Annotated in this window: 13 protein-coding genes; 5 read left to right on the plus strand and 8 right to left on the minus strand. The window is 72.2% G+C overall.

The features are described 5' to 3' along the window. Position 1: 1 nt before the first annotated feature. On the minus strand, positions 2-445 hold the full coding sequence (locus ES689_RS02895) for a hypothetical protein (protein ID WP_146899931.1): 444 nt from the start codon (positions 443-445) through the stop codon (positions 2-4). Positions 446-502: 57 nt separating this feature from the next. Here ES689_RS02895 and ES689_RS02900 point away from each other — a divergent pair, with 57 nt between their 5' ends. Beyond that, positions 503-943 (plus strand): GNAT family N-acetyltransferase, encoded by a 441-nt coding sequence (locus tag ES689_RS02900; protein WP_146899935.1) that lies wholly within the window; start codon positions 503-505, stop codon positions 941-943. 125 nt (positions 944-1068) lie between these two features. Here ES689_RS02900 and ES689_RS02905 read toward each other — a convergent pair whose 3' ends face one another. Beyond that, on the minus strand, positions 1069-4854 hold the full coding sequence (locus ES689_RS02905) for a multifunctional oxoglutarate decarboxylase/oxoglutarate dehydrogenase thiamine pyrophosphate-binding subunit/dihydrolipoyllysine-residue succinyltransferase subunit (RefSeq protein ID WP_146899938.1): 3786 nt from the start codon (positions 4852-4854) through the stop codon (positions 1069-1071). Positions 4855-4977: 123 nt separating this feature from the next. On the opposite strand from ES689_RS02905, the gene ES689_RS02910 reads away from it, so the two are divergent. The 3 genes from ES689_RS02910 to ES689_RS02920 all read left to right on the plus strand — a co-directional run bounded on the left by ES689_RS02910 (position 4978) and on the right by ES689_RS02920 (position 9023). Next, complete coding sequence (locus tag ES689_RS02910) at positions 4978-6414, plus strand: GuaB1 family IMP dehydrogenase-related protein (RefSeq protein WP_146899941.1); 1437 nt, start codon at positions 4978-4980, stop codon at positions 6412-6414. Between the two features lie 150 nt (positions 6415-6564). Next, entirely contained in the window at positions 6565-7989 is a 1425-nt protein-coding gene (locus ES689_RS02915) for a hemolysin family protein (RefSeq protein ID WP_146899944.1), read from the plus strand. After that, entirely contained in the window at positions 7986-9023 is a 1038-nt protein-coding gene (locus ES689_RS02920) for a hemolysin family protein (RefSeq protein ID WP_146899947.1), read from the plus strand. Before ES689_RS02915 ends, ES689_RS02920 begins: the two co-directional genes overlap by 4 nt. 71 nt (positions 9024-9094) lie before the next feature. Here ES689_RS02920 and ES689_RS02925 read toward each other — a convergent pair whose 3' ends face one another. Both ES689_RS02925 and ES689_RS02930 read right to left on the minus strand, forming a co-directional pair. Further along, positions 9095-10258 carry an NADH:flavin oxidoreductase/NADH oxidase gene (locus ES689_RS02925; protein ID WP_146899950.1) on the minus strand — a complete coding sequence of 388 codons (1164 nt, stop codon included), beginning with the start codon at positions 10256-10258 and terminating at the stop codon, positions 9095-9097. Continuing rightward, on the minus strand, positions 10255-10890 hold the full coding sequence (locus tag ES689_RS02930; RefSeq protein ID WP_146899953.1) for an HAD family phosphatase: 636 nt from the start codon (positions 10888-10890) through the stop codon (positions 10255-10257). Before ES689_RS02930 ends, ES689_RS02925 begins: the two co-directional genes overlap by 4 nt. A gap of 94 nt (positions 10891-10984) precedes the next feature. On the opposite strand from ES689_RS02930, the gene ES689_RS02935 reads away from it, so the two are divergent. Then, entirely contained in the window at positions 10985-11827 is an 843-nt protein-coding gene (locus ES689_RS02935; RefSeq protein WP_146899956.1) for an ADP/ATP-dependent (S)-NAD(P)H-hydrate dehydratase, read from the plus strand. On the opposite strand, the gene ES689_RS02940 is transcribed toward ES689_RS02935, so the two are convergent. The 4 genes from ES689_RS02940 to ES689_RS02955 all read right to left on the minus strand — a co-directional run bounded on the left by ES689_RS02940 (position 11824) and on the right by ES689_RS02955 (position 15125). After that, positions 11824-12516, minus strand: coding sequence for a YceI family protein (locus ES689_RS02940; RefSeq protein WP_146899959.1), 693 nt, complete (start codon positions 12514-12516; stop codon positions 11824-11826). The two genes, ES689_RS02935 and ES689_RS02940, sit on opposite strands and share 4 nt — an antisense overlap. A gap of 118 nt (positions 12517-12634) precedes the next feature. Beyond that, positions 12635-13396: an amino acid ABC transporter ATP-binding protein gene (locus ES689_RS02945; RefSeq protein ID WP_146901734.1), complete on the minus strand. Its 762-nt coding sequence runs from the start codon at positions 13394-13396 to the stop codon at positions 12635-12637. Positions 13397-13434: 38 nt separating this feature from the next. After that, positions 13435-14340, minus strand: a complete 906-nt coding sequence (locus ES689_RS02950) for an amino acid ABC transporter permease (RefSeq protein WP_146899962.1) — start codon at positions 14338-14340, stop codon at positions 13435-13437. Then, positions 14304-15125 (minus strand): ABC transporter substrate-binding protein, encoded by an 822-nt coding sequence (locus ES689_RS02955; RefSeq protein WP_146899965.1) that lies wholly within the window; start codon positions 15123-15125, stop codon positions 14304-14306. The genes ES689_RS02950 and ES689_RS02955 overlap by 37 nt, the downstream gene beginning before the upstream one ends. Positions 15126-15157: the final 32 nt, after the last annotated feature.

Below are 15157 nucleotides of genomic sequence, written 5' to 3' on the forward strand. Positions count from 1 at the left end.
GTCAGCTGAGCGTCGCGTCCTCGCGACGGGCGGCGTGCACCACGACGTCGTCCCACAGCAGCTGCAGCGACGGGTCGCCCGCGTCTCCGGTGCGCTGCACGACCTTCGAGACGGCGGGCACGCAGAGGCAGAAGTCGGGCTCGCCGACGACGAGCACGAGCGGGTCGTCGCCCGAGCCGGAGCAGAGCCGGCCGCCGTACTCGCGGCGCACCGTCTCGAAGAAGTAGCAGGCCGCGCCCAGCGAGACCGCGTCGGGGACGCCGTCGGCGTCGACGTCCCCGCGGTGACGGGCGATGACGGCGTCGAGGGTGCCGACCGAGGCAGGGCTGAAGTCGAGCGAGGCCGCGTCGTCGCGGTGCCCGCCCTTCGCGACCGACTTGACGAAGCGGGCCGCCTCGTCGGCGACGTGCTGCTCGGGCGTCGAGTTCCGTGTGAAGAGACCCATGGCAACCGACCCTATCCTCCGACGTCACGCGTCGTCGACCTGCGCTAGCGTCGTCGCATGACCGCCACGGTGGAGATCCTCGCCAGCCCGACGTCCGACGACCTCGACGACCTGGTCGCCCTCATCGGGCTGCTCGGCCACTCGCTCGACGCCGAGGTGCTCTCGGGTCGGCTCGCGCACCTCACCGCCGCCGCGGGGCACGAGACCTGGGTCGTGCGCGGTGACGACGGCCACGTGGTCGCGGTGGCGGGCGCCCACGTGCGCTGGGCCTACAACGCCGACGCGCCGACGGCGCAGCTGCTGCTGCTGGTGGTGGGGGAGACGGCCCGGCGAGACGGCACCGGCTCGCACCTCCTGCAGCACTTCGAGGAGTGGTCGCGCGGCCACGGCGCGCGCACCCTCGAGGCCGTCTCGGCCGCCGCCACCGACTCCGCCCACCGCTTCTACCGCAAGCGCGGCTACCACGAGGCCGGCGTCCGCTACTCCAAGCTGGTCTGAGCCTCGCGGGCGGCCGCCGCGGCTCGTGGCCGACGCTCGTTAGGCGCTGAACGACGCGAGAGCGACGAACCGACGCGATGTTCCGCATCGGTTCGTCGCTCTCGCGTCGTTTCTCCGGCCGGCCGCTACAGCGTGAGCGCCGCCGCGATCAGCTCGGCCTGCTGGGCCGCGCTCGCCTTGGTCGAGCCCGCCGCCGGCGAGGCCGACGCGGGGCGCGAGGCGACCGTGATCCGCCGGTCGAGGTGCTTCTGCAGCTCGAGGACGACGAACGGCCAGGCGCCCTGGTTCTCCGGCTCCTCCTGGGCCCAGACGAGCTCGGCTGCGGGGTAGCGCGACAGCACCTCGCGGATGCGCTCGAGCGGCAGCGGGTAGAGCTGCTCGAGGCGGACCAGCGCGATGTCGTCCTGCACGCCGCGCTTGTCGAGCTCAGCCGTCAGGTCGTAGTGGATCTTGCCCGAGTGCAGCACGACGCGCTTCGTCGCCGACGTGTCCTGGACGCGCGTGCAGTCGAGCACGGGCTCGAACCGACCGCTCGTGAAGGCGTCGACGCCGCTCGTCGCGCCGCGGAGGCGCAGCATTGCCTTCGGCGTGAAGACCACGAGAGGACGACGGGGCCTCGCGTACGCCTGGCGGCGCAGCAGGTGGAAGTAGGAGGCGGGGGTCGAGGGGCGCGCGATGGTCATGTTGTCCTCCGCGCACATCTGGAGGAACCGCTCCATCCGGGCCGACGAGTGGTCGGGGCCCTGGCCTTCGTAGCCGTGCGGCAGCAGCAGCACGACGCTCGAGCGCTGGCCCCACTTCTGCTCGGCGCTCGAGATGAACTCGTCGATGATCGTCTGCGCGCCGTTGCTGAAGTCGCCGAACTGCGCCTCCCACATCACGAGCGCGTCGGCCCGCTCGACCGAGTAGCCGTACTCGAAGCCCATCGCCGCGTACTCGCTGAGCAGCGAGTCGTAGATCCAGAGGTTCGCCTGGTCGTCGGTGATGTTCTGCAGGGGCAGCCACTCCTGGCCGTTCTCCCGGTCGTGCAGCACCGAGTGGCGCTGCACGAACGTGCCGCGTCGGCTGTCCTGGCCGGCGAGACGCACCGGGGTGCCCTCGGTGAGGACCGAGCCCATCGCGAGCAGCTCGGCGAAGGCCCAGTCGATGCCGCCGTTGCGGCTCATCTCGACGCGCTTCTTGAGCAGCTGCGAGAGCTTCGGGTGCACCGAGAAGCCCTCGGGCGGGTTGTCGTGCGCGTCGCCGATCGCGTGGATCAGCTCGAGCTCGACGCCCGTGCTCTCGGGCTCGCCCGTGGCGTCGTCCCGCTGCGACTTCGGTCGCTCGAGGTCGTCGACGTCTCCGCCGTCGTCCGTGATCACGGGCATCGAGCCGGTCTGCGCCGCGTGCGTCTCCTGGAAGGCCCGCTCTAGGCGGTCCTGGAAGTCGCGGTGGGCACCGTCGTACTCCTCCTGCGTGATGTCGCCGCGGCCGACGAGCGCCTCGGTGTAGAGGGTGCGGACGCTGCGCTTGGCCTCGATCAGGTTGTACATCAGCGGCTGGGTCATCGACGGGTCGTCGCCCTCGTTGTGTCCACGACGGCGGTAGCAGATCAGGTCGACGACGACGTCGCGCTTGAACTGCTGACGGTACGAGAACGCGAGCTCGGCGACCCGGGCGACGGCCTCGGGGTCGTCGCCGTTGACGTGGAACACCGGAGCCTGGATCGTCTTCGCGACGTCGGTCGAGTAGATCGACGAACGCGACTCGGACGGGGGAGTCGTGAAGCCGACCTGGTTGTTGATGACGACGTGGATGGTGCCGCCGACGCGGTAGCCCCGCAGCATCGACATCTGCAGGGTCTCGACCACGACGCCCTGGCCGGCCATCGCCGCGTCGCCGTGGATGAGGATGGGGAGGGTGCCGAAGACGCCCTTCGGGCCTCTGTCTTGCTTGGCCCGGACGATGCCCTCGAGCACGCCATCGCCGGCCTCGAGGTGCGACGGGTTCGCCGCGATGTAGACGGGGATCGTCTCGCCGGTGGCGCTCGTGAACTCGCCCTCGGTGCCGAGGTGGTACTTGACGTCACCCGAGCCCTGGACGGTACGGGGGTCTTGGGTGCCCTCGAACTCGCGGAAGATCTGGCCGTACGTCTTGCCTGCGATGTTGGTGAGGACGTTGAGACGGCCACGGTGTGCCATCCCGATCGCCACCTCCTCGAGTTCCTCTCGGGCCGCCTGCTGGATGACCGTGTCGAGCAGGGCGATGGCGGACTCGCCGCCCTCGAGGCTGAACCGCTTCTGGCCGACGTACTTCGTCTGCAGGAACGTCTCGAACGCCTCGGCCTCGTTGAGCTTCGCGAGGATGCGCATCTGCTCGTCGTGCGACGGCTTCACGTAGGGCACCTCGACGTGCTGCTGCACCCAGGCCCGCTGTGCGGGATCCTGGATGTGCATGTACTCGACGCCGATCGTGCGGCAGTACGAGTCGCGCAGGATGCCGAGGATGTCGCGCAGCAGGGCGGAGGTGTGGCCGCCGAGGCCGCCCGTGACGAACTCGCGGTCGAGATCCCAGAAGGTGAGGCCGTGGCTCTCGATCGCGAGGTCGGGGTGGCTGCGCTGGCGGTACTGCAGCGGATCGATGTCGGCCATCAGGTGGCCGCGGACCCGGTAGCTGTTGATCAGTTCTTGCACCCGAGCCGTCTTGCCCACGCGCTCGGCGAGGTTGACGTTGATGTCGGGGTTCCAGCGGATGGGCTCGTAGGGGATGCGCAGAGCGGCGAAGATCTGCTCGTAGAAGCCGCGCTGCCCGATCAGCAGCTCGTTGACCTTCTTGAGGAACTCGCCGGAGCCGGCGCCCTGGATGACGCGGTGGTCGTAGGTGCTCGTGAGGGTGACCGTCTTGCCGATGCCGAGCTCGACGAGCGTCTTCGACGAGGTGCCCTGGAACTCTGCGGGGTAGTCGAGCGCGCCGGCTCCGATGATCGAGCCGGCGCCCTTCATCAGGCGGGGCACGCTGTGCACCGTGCCGATGCCGCCCGGGTTCGTCAGGGAGATCGTGTTGCCCTGGAAGTCGGCCGCGGTCAGCTTGTTGTCGCGGGCGCGGCGGACGACGTCCTCGTAGGCCGACAGGAAGTCGGCGAAGGTCATCTCGTCGGCCTTCTTGATGCCGGGGACGAGCAGGGCGCGGGTGCCGTCGGGCTTCGGGATGTCGATCGCGAGCCCGAGGTTGATGTGCGCGGGCGTCACCACGGAGGGCTTGCCGTCCACCTCGTCGTAGAAGACGTTCTGGCTCGGGAACTCCTTGAGGGCCTGGACGAGCGCCCAGCCGATGAGGTGCGTGAACGAGACCTTGCCGCCCCGGGCGCGCTTCAGGTGGTTGTTGATGACGATGCGGTTGTCGATCATCAGCTTGGCCGCGACGGTGCGGACGCTGGTGGCCGTCGGGACGCTGAGGCTCGCGTCCATGTTCGTGGCGAGGGACTTCGCCATGCCGCGCAGAGGTGCGACCGTGGCCTCGGGCTCAGGGGCGGGCTCGGTGCTGCTGCGGGGCTTCTCGGGCGCCTTGGCGGGGGAGTCGGCCGGGATCGGCTTCTCGGACGGCTCGACCGAGGTCGTCTTGGCGGCCTTCTTGCCGGCCGGGGCAGCCGGTGCAGGTGCGGGCGCGGGGGGCTCGTTCTCGCCGGGGGCGCCGGTGACCTCGTCAGGGACCTGGGCCTGGCCGCCGTCCGTCTCGCCGGGCGCAGGAGCCCGGGCCTCGGTCTCGCCGCCTTCGCCGCTGCTGCCGGAGGGCCTGTACGCCTCGAGGACGGGCCACCACGACTCGTCGACCGCGGACTTGTCGACCACCCACTTCTCGTAGAGCTCGTCGACCAGCCACTCGTTGGCGCCGAAGGCACCCTCGTCGGTCGTTCCCGTCACGTGGCTCGTCACAGCCGATCGCCCACTCTCCGTTGATCGTTCGATGTCGCGGCGGGCAGCGGTGCCCGCCGTGGACCAGCTTAACAAGGTCCGCCTGGCCGCGTCCCGACGACCCGCAGGGATTACCGTTGGGGCATGAGGTTCTACGAGACGACGCCGACCCACGACCTGACGTACTCCGACGTGTTCCTGGTGCCGAGCCGCTCGTCGGTGACGAGCAGGCTCGACGTGTCGCTCGCGCCGGGCGACGGCACGGGCGCCACGGTGCCGATCGTCTCGGCCAACATGAACTCGGTGACCGGCCCTCGCCTCGCGGCGACCCTCGCGCGTCGCGGCGGCCTCGGGGTGCTGCCGCAGGACATGCCGCTGCAGGACCTCGACGCGGCGATCCGCTGGGTCAAGTCGCAGCCGGTCGAGTGGGACACGCCCTGGTCGCTCGATCCGGGCGAGACCGTCGGCGCCGCCCTCACCCGCGTGCTGGCGGTCGAGGGGCACGGCATCGTGCTGCACGACTCCCACGGAGCGTTCCTCGGCTGCATCGCCGCCTCCCGCCTCGCCACCGCCCCGCGCGACGCCGTGCTCGGCGATCTGCTGCACGGCGCGCTGACCTCGCTCGACGCCGACGACGTCGACTCGCCGCGGGCCGCCTTCGACCGCATGGTCGCCGCCGAGATCGACTTCGCGCCGGTGCTGCGGCACGGCCAGGTGGTCGGCACGGTCAGCCGCAAGAGCGCGCTCCGCTCGACGATCTACCAGCCCGCGCTCGACCGCGACGGCCGCCTCCGGGTCGCCGCCGCCGTCGGCATCAACGGCGACGTCGAGCAGAAGGCCAGGGCGCTCGCCGCGGCGGGCGTCGACGTGCTGGTGCTCGACACCGCCCACGGCGACCAGGACGGCATGATCGCTGCCGTCAAGAAGGTGGCGGCGGCGAAGCTGGGCCTGCCGATCGTCGCCGGCAACGTCGTCACCGAGGAGGCGGTGCGCCACCTCGTGGGCGCGGGCGCGGACGTGATCAAGGTCGGCGTCGGCCCCGGGGCGATGTGCACCACCCGGATGATGACCGCCGTGGGCCGCCCCCAGTTCTCCGCCGTGCTCGAGACCGCGGCGACCGCCCGCTCGCTCGGGGCGCACGTCTGGGCCGACGGCGGCGTGCGCTACCCGCGCGACGTCGCTCTCGCCCTCGCCGCGGGCGCGTCGTCGGTGATGATCGGCTCGTGGTTCGCGGGCACCGTCGAGGCGCCCGGCGAGCTGGCCACCGACGAGCGAGGCCTCTACAAGGAGAGCTGGGGCATGGCGTCGACGAAGGCCGTGCAGGGCCGCTTCGGCCGCCTCGACCCCTTCGAGCTCGCCCGCAAGACCCTCTTCGCCGAGGGCATCTCGTCGTCGCGCATCTACCTCGACCCGCTGCGGCCGGGCGTGGAGGACCTGCTCGACATGATCACCTCCGGCGTCCGTAGCTCGTTCACCTACGCGGGTGCGCGCACCCTGCCCGAGTTCGCTGAGCGGGCCCTCGTGGGCATCCAGTCGGCCGCGGGCTACGAGGAGGGCAAGGCGCTCCCCGTCAGCTGGTGACGAGGCTCCCGTCAGCCGGTGAGGAGATGCCTGCCGACCGGTGACGGACGAGGCCTCCAGCGGCTAAGATTCCCTCTCTATGGATGACCCTCCGTCTCAGCCCGCTGCACCCTCCCACCATCCCGCTCCCTGGGGCGGTGCTCCGTCGTCGTGAACGAGTGGATCCTGCTCGCGATCGGCATCGTCCTCACGATCGGCACCGGCCTCTTCGTCGCCAGCGAGTTCTCGCTGGTCAACCTCGACCGCTCCGACCTCGAGGCCCGTCAGGCCAAGGGCGAGAAGGGGCTCGCGCCGACCATCGGCGCCCTCCGCATCACGTCGACGCACCTCTCCAGCGCCCAGCTGGGCATCACGCTGACGACCCTGCTGACCGGCTACACGATGGAGCCGGCGATCTCCCGGCTGCTCGCGCCGCCCCTCCTCGGCGTCGGCCTGCCCGAGCCGGTGGTCACGGTCGCCGGGCCCGTCGTCGCGATCGTCGTGGCGACCCTGCTCTCGATGATCGTCGGCGAGCTGGTGCCGAAGAACTTCGCGCTGGCGCTGCCGCTGCGGACGGCGAAGCTCGTGATCCCGTTCCAGGTCGGCTTCACCACGGTGTTCCGTCCCGCCGTGGCGCTCCTCAACAACACGGCGAACGCCATCCTGCGAGGTGTGGGGATCGAGCCCAAGGAGGAGCTGTCCGGCGCACGCACCGCCGAGGAGCTCTCGTCGCTCGTCCGCCGCTCTGCCTTCGAGGGCAGCCTCGCCCTCGACACGGCGACCCTGTTGGCGCGCACCCTGGCCTTCAGCGACCACACCGCCTCCGACGTGATGACGCCGCGTCCGCGCCTCTCGACGGTGACGCGCACCGACTCGGCCGAGACGGTGCTGCAGCTGGCGCGCCGTACGGGCCTGTCGCGGTTCCCGGTCACCGACGACGGGATCGACGACGTGGTGGGGCTGGTCCACGTCAAGCAGGCAGTGTCGGTCCCTCGGGAGAAGCGCGCCGACGTGCCCGTCTCGGCCCTGCTCACGGACGCCGTGCGCGTCCCCGAGACCATGACCCTCGACAACCTGCTCGGCGAGGTCCGCGGCCGCGGCTACCAGATGGCCGTCGTCGTCGACGAGTACGGCGGAACGGCCGGCGTCGTCACCCTGGAGGACCTCATCGAGGAGCTCGTGGGCGAGGTCTCGGACGAGCACGACCGCAGCCGGGTCGACGTCGTCCGCTCGCGCAACTGGCTCACGTTCCCGGGGCTCCTCCGACCCGACGAGCTGCTCGAGCGCGCCACGGTCAAGGTCCCGGAGGAGGGCCCGTGGGAGACCGTCGGCGGCTGGGTGATGAGCGAGCTCGGACGACTTCCCGTCGTCGGCGACGTCGTCGAGTCCGAGGCGGGCACGTTCCGCGTCGAGCGGCTCGACGGCCGACGGATCGACCGCGTCAGGTTCACTCCGACACCGGAGGACGCGATCGTCGAGCAGCCGGAGCGCGGCAGCCGCGCCGAGCGCGCGAGCAGGTCGGACCGCGCGGGCAGGTCGGGTGCGCCGTCGTCGATGCGCGACTCCGACGCCCGCGAGAAGGAGGCGACCCGATGAGCGACTGGTGGGGCATCGTCTGGCTCGTGCTGCTGCTGATGGGCAACGCGTTCTTCGTCGCGGCCGAGTTCGCCGTCATCTCGGCTCGGCGGTCGCAGATCGAGCCCAAGGCCGAGGCCGGCAGCCGTGCCGCGAAGACCACGCTCTGGGCCATGGAGCACGCGACGATGATGCTCGCGACGACGCAGCTCGGCATCACGATCTGCTCCCTGCTCATCCTGAACGTGTCCGAGCCCTCGATCCACCACCTCCTCGAGGGGCCGCTCGGCCTGACCGGGCTCAGCGAGCAGCTGGTGAGCGTCGTCGGGTTCGTCATCACGCTGCTGCTGGTGTCGTTCCTGCACGTCGTGCTCGGCGAGATGGTGCCGAAGAACATCTCGTTCTCGCTGCCGGACAAGGCCGCGCTGCTGCTCGCGCCGCCCCTGGTGGCCGTGGCGCGCCTCCTGCACGTCGTCGTGGTGTCGCTCAACTGGTCGGCGAACGCCGTCCTGCGAGCGTTCCGCGTCGAGCCGAAGGACGAGGCCGCCAGCGCCTACACGGTCGACGAGGTGGCCACGATCGTGGCGCAGTCGCAGCGTGAGGGCACCCTCCGCGACGGCAGCGGCACGCTCCAGGCGGCGTTCGAGTTCACCGAGAAGACGGTCGACGACGTGGCCGTGCCGATGTCGGGCCTCGTCACCCTGCCCGAGGACGCCACCCCGGGCGACGTCGAGCGAGCCGTCTCGCAGAACGGCTTCTCGCGCTACGTGCTCGTCGACGACGGCGGCGATCCGACGGGCTACCTGCACCTGAAGGACGTCATCGACCTGGACGAGGACGAGTTCGGCGACCCGGTGCCGCCGAAGCGGATCCGCCAGCTGATCTCGATCTACCAGGGCACCGACCTCGAGGACGCCCTCGCGACGATGCGCCGGAGCGGCGTGCACGTCGCGCGCTCGTTCGACGAGCGGGGCGACACCCAGGGCGTGCTGTTCCTCGAGGACATCCTCGAGGAGCTGATCGGCGAGGTGCAGGACGCGACCAGGCGGTCGTAGGCCCCTGCGGCGGACGACGGCCGCGCCGACCCCGAGGGGGCGGCGCGGCCGTCGTCGTGTGGCCGGGCCCGCTACGAGACGCGGAACGGCGCCCGGAGGTACTGCTCGGGCCAGTAGTCGAGCTCGACCCCCAGCTCGGCCGCGGCGCGCAGCGGGAAGTGCGGGTCGCGGAGGAACTCGCGGGCCATAAGCACGACGTCCGCGCGGCCCTCGGCGACGACGGCCTGTGCCTGCTGCGCGGACACGATGAGGCCGACGGCGCCCGTCTCGACCTCCGCGGTCTCGCGCACGTGCTGCGCGAACGGCACCTGGTAGCCGAGGCCGACCGGGATCGTCACCCCGGCGACGAGACCCCCGGTCGAGATGTCGAAGAGGTCGGCGCCCGCGTCGCGGCACCAAGCGGCCACGGTCGCGGTCTCGTGCTCGTCCCAGCCGCCCTCGGCCCAGTCGGTGGCCGAGAAGCGGACGAGCAGCGGCAGGTCGTCGCCGACCTCGGCCCGGACGACGCGGACGACGTCGACGAGGAGGCGCGCCCGGTTCTCGAGGGAGCCGCCGTGGTCGTCGGTGCGCTCGTTGCTGAGCGGCGAGAGGAACTGGTGCAGCAGGTAGCCGTGGGCGGCGTGCAGCTCGATCAGCCCGAAGCCGGCCTCGACCGAGCGGCGCGCGGCGGCACGGAAGGCCTCTACGAGCCCGGCGATCTCGTCGCGCGAGAGCTCGCGCGGCGCGGCGTAGCCCTCGAAGGCGATCGCGGAGGGCGCGACGGTCGGCCAGCCGCCCTCGGCCTCGGGGACGGAGCCCTGGACCTCGCTCCAGGGGCGGAACGTCGACGCCTTGCGGCCGGCGTGCGCGAGCTGGATTCCGGGGACCGAGCCCTGCGACCGCACGAAGGCCGTGATCGGCTTGAGGGCCTCGACCTGCTCGTCGTTCCAGATGCCGAGGTCCTGCGGCGAGATGCGGCCGTCGGGGGTGACCGACGCGGCCTCCGAGATCACCGCGCCCGCGCCTCCTCGTGCCAGCGAGCCGAGGTGCACGAGGTGCCAGTCGGTGGCGACGCCGTCCTCCTCCTCGGCCGAGTACTGGCACATGGGCGCGACCCAGAGCCGGTTGCGGAACGTCTGCCCGCGCAGCGTCACGGCGTCGAACAGGCCGACGGGGGCGTCGCCCTGCGTCGAGGCGGGAGGGGTGTCGGGGGTGGTCGAGGGTGCAGCGTCCGTCTGGGTCACGAGAGCGGTCATCGCCTTTCGGTGGGGTGGCCCGCCAGGCCCTCGACGAAGTGTCGGAGCGGCTCGGGGCCGGTGAACAGGTGCCCGGTGATGCCGAGCGCCTGGGCGGCCTCGACGTTGTCGGACCTGTTGTCGATGAACACCGTGTCGGCGGCGGTTGTTCCGAGCTCGGCGAGCACGTGCCGGAAGATCGAGGCCGACGGCTTTAGGTCGTCGAGCTCGGCGCTCACGAACACCTGCTCGAACAGGTCGCCGAGGGGCGAGTGGCGGAACGGCGAGGCGAAGTCCTGGCCGGCGTTCGAGAGGATCGCCAGGCGGGTGCCGCCGTCGGCCAGCTCGGCGATGACGTCGAGCGTGCCGGGCTCCGGCACGAACCAGGACGGGAAGTCGGCGGCCCAGAGCTCGTGCACCCGGGTGCGCGACCAGTCGGCGCCGGTGTCGGCCTCGACGGCGCGCCAGTAGCCCGTGGCGGTGAGCCGCCCGTGGTCGAGGGCGTGCCGGTGGTGGCCGTAGCTCGCCCAGAGCACGGCGGGGTCCACGCCTGCCAGCTCTTCGATGCGCCGACGCGAGGCGTCGTCCGGGAACCGCGAGATCACCTCGCCGTAGTCGAAGACGACGGTGCGGCCGGGGATCGAGATGCTCATCGGCCCACCGTATCGGCGGGTCGGGCCGTGGCCCGTGCAGAACCTGTGCCGACGGCCCGGACGCCGGCGCCGCGAGCCCGACTAGCGTCGGGGCGTGACCACCGACACGCACTCCGCCTCCCGCCCCGCGCCCTGGACCGCCGCCGACGCCGCCGACTGGATCGCCGTCCCTGAGGTCGACGACGACAAGTACAGCCGCGGCGTCCTCGGCGTCGTGACCGGCTCGACCGCGTACCCGGGGGCAGCAGTCCTCGGCGTGGAGGCCGCGCTGCACACCGGCGTCGGCATGCTGCGCTACCTGGGCCCGGCGCGCGCGTCGGACTTCGTGCTGCACCGCCGCCCGGAGGCCGTGACGAGCCCCGGCCGGGTGCAGGCCTGGCTGCTCGGCTCGGGGGTGGACCCCGACCACCTCGACGACGAGACCGCCGAGGGGTTCGAGACGGCCGCCTCCTCGGGGCTGCCCCTCGTGCTCGACGCGGGTGCGCTGTCGCTCCGCGAGCGGGCGACGGGGCCGGTCGTGCTGACGCCGCACTTCCGCGAGCTCTCGCGGGCGTCGGGCCGGTCGGTCGACGAGGTCGCCGCCGATCCTGCGGAGGCCGCGGCGCGCGCGGCGGGGGAGTGGGGCTGCACCGTGCTGGTGAAGGGCCACCGCACGCACGTCGCCTCGCCCGGCGGCACCCGGCTCGTCGCCGAGAGCGCGCCGACCTGGCTCGCGACGGCCGGTGCGGGCGACGCGCTCGGCGGCGTGCTGGGCGCGCTCGTCGCCACCCATTCACAGGAGGCGCTGGCGCAGGAGGACGCGCTCGCCCGGCTGGCCGTGACGGCCGCGGTCGTCCACGGTCTGGCCGCCGAACGTGCGAGCGGGGGAGGCCCCCTCACGGTCCTCGGCCTCGTCGACGCGCTCCCGGCGACGATCGCCGCCCTGCTGCGCGCCTAGGAGGCGGGGGTCGCCGAGACGAGGAACTCGACCGTTCCCGAGTCCTCGACCTGGACGAAGCCGAAGCTCGGCGCCTCGACGCCGTAGTCGCTGAAGGTCACCGGCACCGAGCCGCTGATCTGCACCCCGTCGCCCGAGAGGGCGGCCTGCAGCGAGACGGTGACGCTCTGGGTGACGCCGTGCATCGTGAGGTCGCCCGTCGCCTCGACGGTCTCGACGTCGCCGTCGGCGGGGACGCCGGCGTCGATGGGCTGGGTCAGCACGAAGGTCGCGGTCGGGTAGGTCGAGGCCTCCATGGCGTCGTCGCGGAAGTAGCCGTCGCGGTTGCCGCTGTCCGTGGCGATGCTCGCCACGTCGACGTCGATCGTGGCGGCCGTGACCGAGTCGCCCTCGACGGTGACGGTGCCGGTGACCTGGTCGGTCGTGCCCACGACGGTGACGTCGGTGCCGTTCAGCACCTCGTCGACGCGGTAGCCCGCCGTGCTGCCCTCGCCGACGTTCCAGGCACCGCTGAGGTCGCTCGTGTCGATGGTCGTCGCGCCGGGGGTGACCGAGACGGTGGGGGCGGCCTCGGGCTCGCCCACGATCACGTCGCGGTAGAACGCGGGGCCGGCGACGGCGGCGGTGACGCCGAGGCCCACCACGACGACGGCCGCGACTCCGAGGACGATTCCGGTCTTCTTCTTCATGGTGTGTCTCCTGGGGTCGGCTCGGGTGCTGCTCGGGCTGGTCGGCAAGGAGGAGGCGCCTGCCGAGGATGATGACGCGTCACCCTAGGGAGGCGCTGGGAAGGTGCAGGGACGGCACCTAGCCCGAGACGCGGGCGAGGAACTCCCTCGCCCGCTCGGTGCGCGGCGACCCGAAGAGCTGGGCCGGCGGCCCCTGCTCGGCGATGCGGCCGGCGTCGAGGAACACCACGCGGTCGGCGACGTCCCGCGCGAACGCCATCTCGTGCGTCGCCATGAGGATGGTGGTCCCCACCTCCTTGAGCGTGCGGACGAGGTCGAGCACCTCGCCCACGAGCTCGGGGTCGAGGGCGCTCGTCACCTCGTCGAGCAGCAGCACGGCAGGCCTCGGGGCGAGGGCCCGCGCGATCGCGACGCGCTGCTGCTGGCCGCCCGACAGGCGGTCGGGGTAGGCGCGGGCCTTGTCGCCGAGCCCGACGCGCTCGAGCAGCTCGAGGGCCCTCGCCTCGGCCTCCGCCCGGGGGCGTCGCAGCACGTGGCGGCTCGCCAGCGAGACGTTGTCGAGCACGGTGAGGTGCGGGAACAGGTTGTAGTGCTGGAACACGACGCCGATGCGGGCCCGGACGGCGTCGACGCGCACTCGCGGGTCGGTGATGTCCTCGCCGCCGAGCACGATGCGCCCGTCGTCGACCTGCTCGAGCAGGTTCACCGTGCGCAGCAGCGTCGACTTGCCCGACCCGCTCGCGCCGATCAGGGCGACGACCTCGTCGCGGGCCACGTCGAGGTCGATGCCGTCGAGCACGGTCGTGCCGCCGAACGACTTGCGCACGCCCTCGAGACGGAGGACGACGTCGGCGCCCGGCGCCGCGCCTCCCGCGGTCAGGTGGGCCTGGCCGTGGCCCTTGCTCTGGTCCTGCCCGTTCACACGACGCTCCCGGCCTGCTCGCGCCGACGGAGGCGCGCCGACAGCCAGTCAGTCAGCCAGACGGTCGGCAGGGCCAGCAGCACGAAGAGCAGCCCGGCGAGCACGTAGGGCGTGAAGTTCGCCGCGGTGGCCGTCTCGATCTGGGCGGCGCGCACGGCGTCCACGGCGCCGAGCACGGAGATGAGCCCCACGTCCTTCTGCATCGAGACGACGTCGTTCATCAGGGCCGGCGTGACCTTGCGGATCGCCTGGGGGAACACGACCAGCCGCAGGGTCGCCGCGTGGCTGAGCCCGAGCGAGCGGGCGGCCAGCCGCTGGGACGGGTGCACGGCGTCGAGCCCGGCGCGGATGACCTCGCTGACGTAGGCCGAGTACGTGAGGACGAGCGCCACGGTGCCCCAGACCTCGGCGGGCAGGCGCGGGATGCCGAGGCCGAGCCCCGGCACCCCGAAGCCGACGAGGTAGAGCACGATGATCAGCGGCAGCCCGCGGAACAGGTCGGTGTAGCCGCGCACGAGGGCGCGCACGGGGAAGAACACCGGGCCGCGCAGCGTGCGGAGGGCCGAGAGCAGGGTCGAGAGCACGGCGACGCCGATCAGCGCCACCACGAGCACCCTGACGTTGAGCCACAGCCCCTCCAGCACCCGCGGCCACGCCGCGACGAGGGTGGGCCCGTCGAAGAAGCTGAACCGCACGCGGTCCCAGCCGGGCGTGCTCGTGACGGCCCACCAGGCGAGGGCCGCGAAGGCGATCGTGCTGACGGCGGCGATCGCGACCGAGCGCACCGACTGGCGGCGCCGGAAGGCTCGCCGGCCGAGCTCGAGGTCGCTGACGGGAGGAGCGTCGACGGCGACCGCGTCGCGGGCTACGACAGCTCCGTCACGTCGTAGTCGGCCAGCCACTCCTGCTGCAGCTGGTCGAGGGTGCCGTCGGCGCGGAGGGCGTCGACGGCGTCGGTCACGTCGCCGGTGAGCCCGCTGCCGAGCGGCAGCACGATGCCGAGCTCGTCGCTCGCGCCGTCCTCCGCCGCGAGCTGGCCGAGCACCACGCCGCCCTCGACGAAGTAGGTGGCGGTCGGCACGTCGAGCACGATCGCGTCGACCTGGCCGGCCTCGAGCGCCGCCTTGGCGTCGTCGTTCGAGTTGTAGGCCTGCACTCCGCCCTCGGGGTCGATGACCTGCTCGGCCGCGGTGAAGCTCGTGGTGCCGCTCTGCGCGCCGATGGCGAGGGCGGCGAGGTCGGCGACGCTCGTGGCGCCCTCGGCCGCGGTGCCCGGCAGGGTGACGACGGCCTGGCGCGTCTCGTAGTACGGCGACGAGAAGTCGACGGCCCTCGCGCGCTGCTCGGTGATCGAGAACTGCTGCAGGTTCAGGTCGAACGTCTTCGGGCCGGGCGCGATGGCCTCGTCGAAGGTCGAGCGCACCCAGACGACGTCGTCCTCCGCGTAGCCGAGCTGGTCGGCCACGGCGTAGGCGAGCGCCGCCTCGAAGCCCTCGCCGGTGGTCGGGTCGTCGTCCTCGACCCACGGGCTGTAGGCGGGCTCGCCGGTCGCGATCGTCAGCTTGCCCTCGGTGACGAGCCCGTCGGCGGACCCGCCGGAGCCGGACGTGGGGGCGCAGGCCGACAAGGAGGCGGCGGCGACGACGGAGACGGCGGCGGCCGCGAGACGGAGACGGGTGCGGGGCATGAGGGGCAGGATATCCGTCCGCGGGTGCGGGC

Origin of the sequence: Frigoribacterium sp. ACAM 257 (assembly GCF_007954365.1) — a bacterium.
In the GTDB taxonomy this organism is placed as follows: Bacteria; Actinomycetota; Actinomycetes; order Actinomycetales; family Microbacteriaceae; genus Frigoribacterium.

Excerpts from the sequence above, each read along its gene's own strand:
- ES689_RS02895 (WP_146899931.1), bottom strand. The coding sequence starts at position 445 with ATGGGTCTCTTCACACGGAACTCGACGCCCGAGCAGCACGTCGCCGAC.
- ES689_RS02900 (WP_146899935.1), top strand. The coding sequence starts at position 503 with ATGACCGCCACGGTGGAGATCCTCGCCAGCCCGACGTCCGACGACCTC.
- ES689_RS02910 (WP_146899941.1), top strand. The coding sequence starts at position 4,978 with ATGAGGTTCTACGAGACGACGCCGACCCACGACCTGACGTACTCCGAC.
- ES689_RS02920 (WP_146899947.1), top strand. The coding sequence starts at position 7,986 with ATGAGCGACTGGTGGGGCATCGTCTGGCTCGTGCTGCTGCTGATGGGC.
- ES689_RS02925 (WP_146899950.1), bottom strand. The coding sequence starts at position 10,258 with ATGACCGCTCTCGTGACCCAGACGGACGCTGCACCCTCGACCACCCCC.
- ES689_RS02930 (WP_146899953.1), bottom strand. The coding sequence starts at position 10,890 with ATGAGCATCTCGATCCCCGGCCGCACCGTCGTCTTCGACTACGGCGAG.
- ES689_RS02940 (WP_146899959.1), bottom strand. The coding sequence starts at position 12,516 with ATGAAGAAGAAGACCGGAATCGTCCTCGGAGTCGCGGCCGTCGTCGTG.
- ES689_RS02955 (WP_146899965.1), bottom strand. The coding sequence starts at position 15,125 with ATGCCCCGCACCCGTCTCCGTCTCGCGGCCGCCGCCGTCTCCGTCGTC.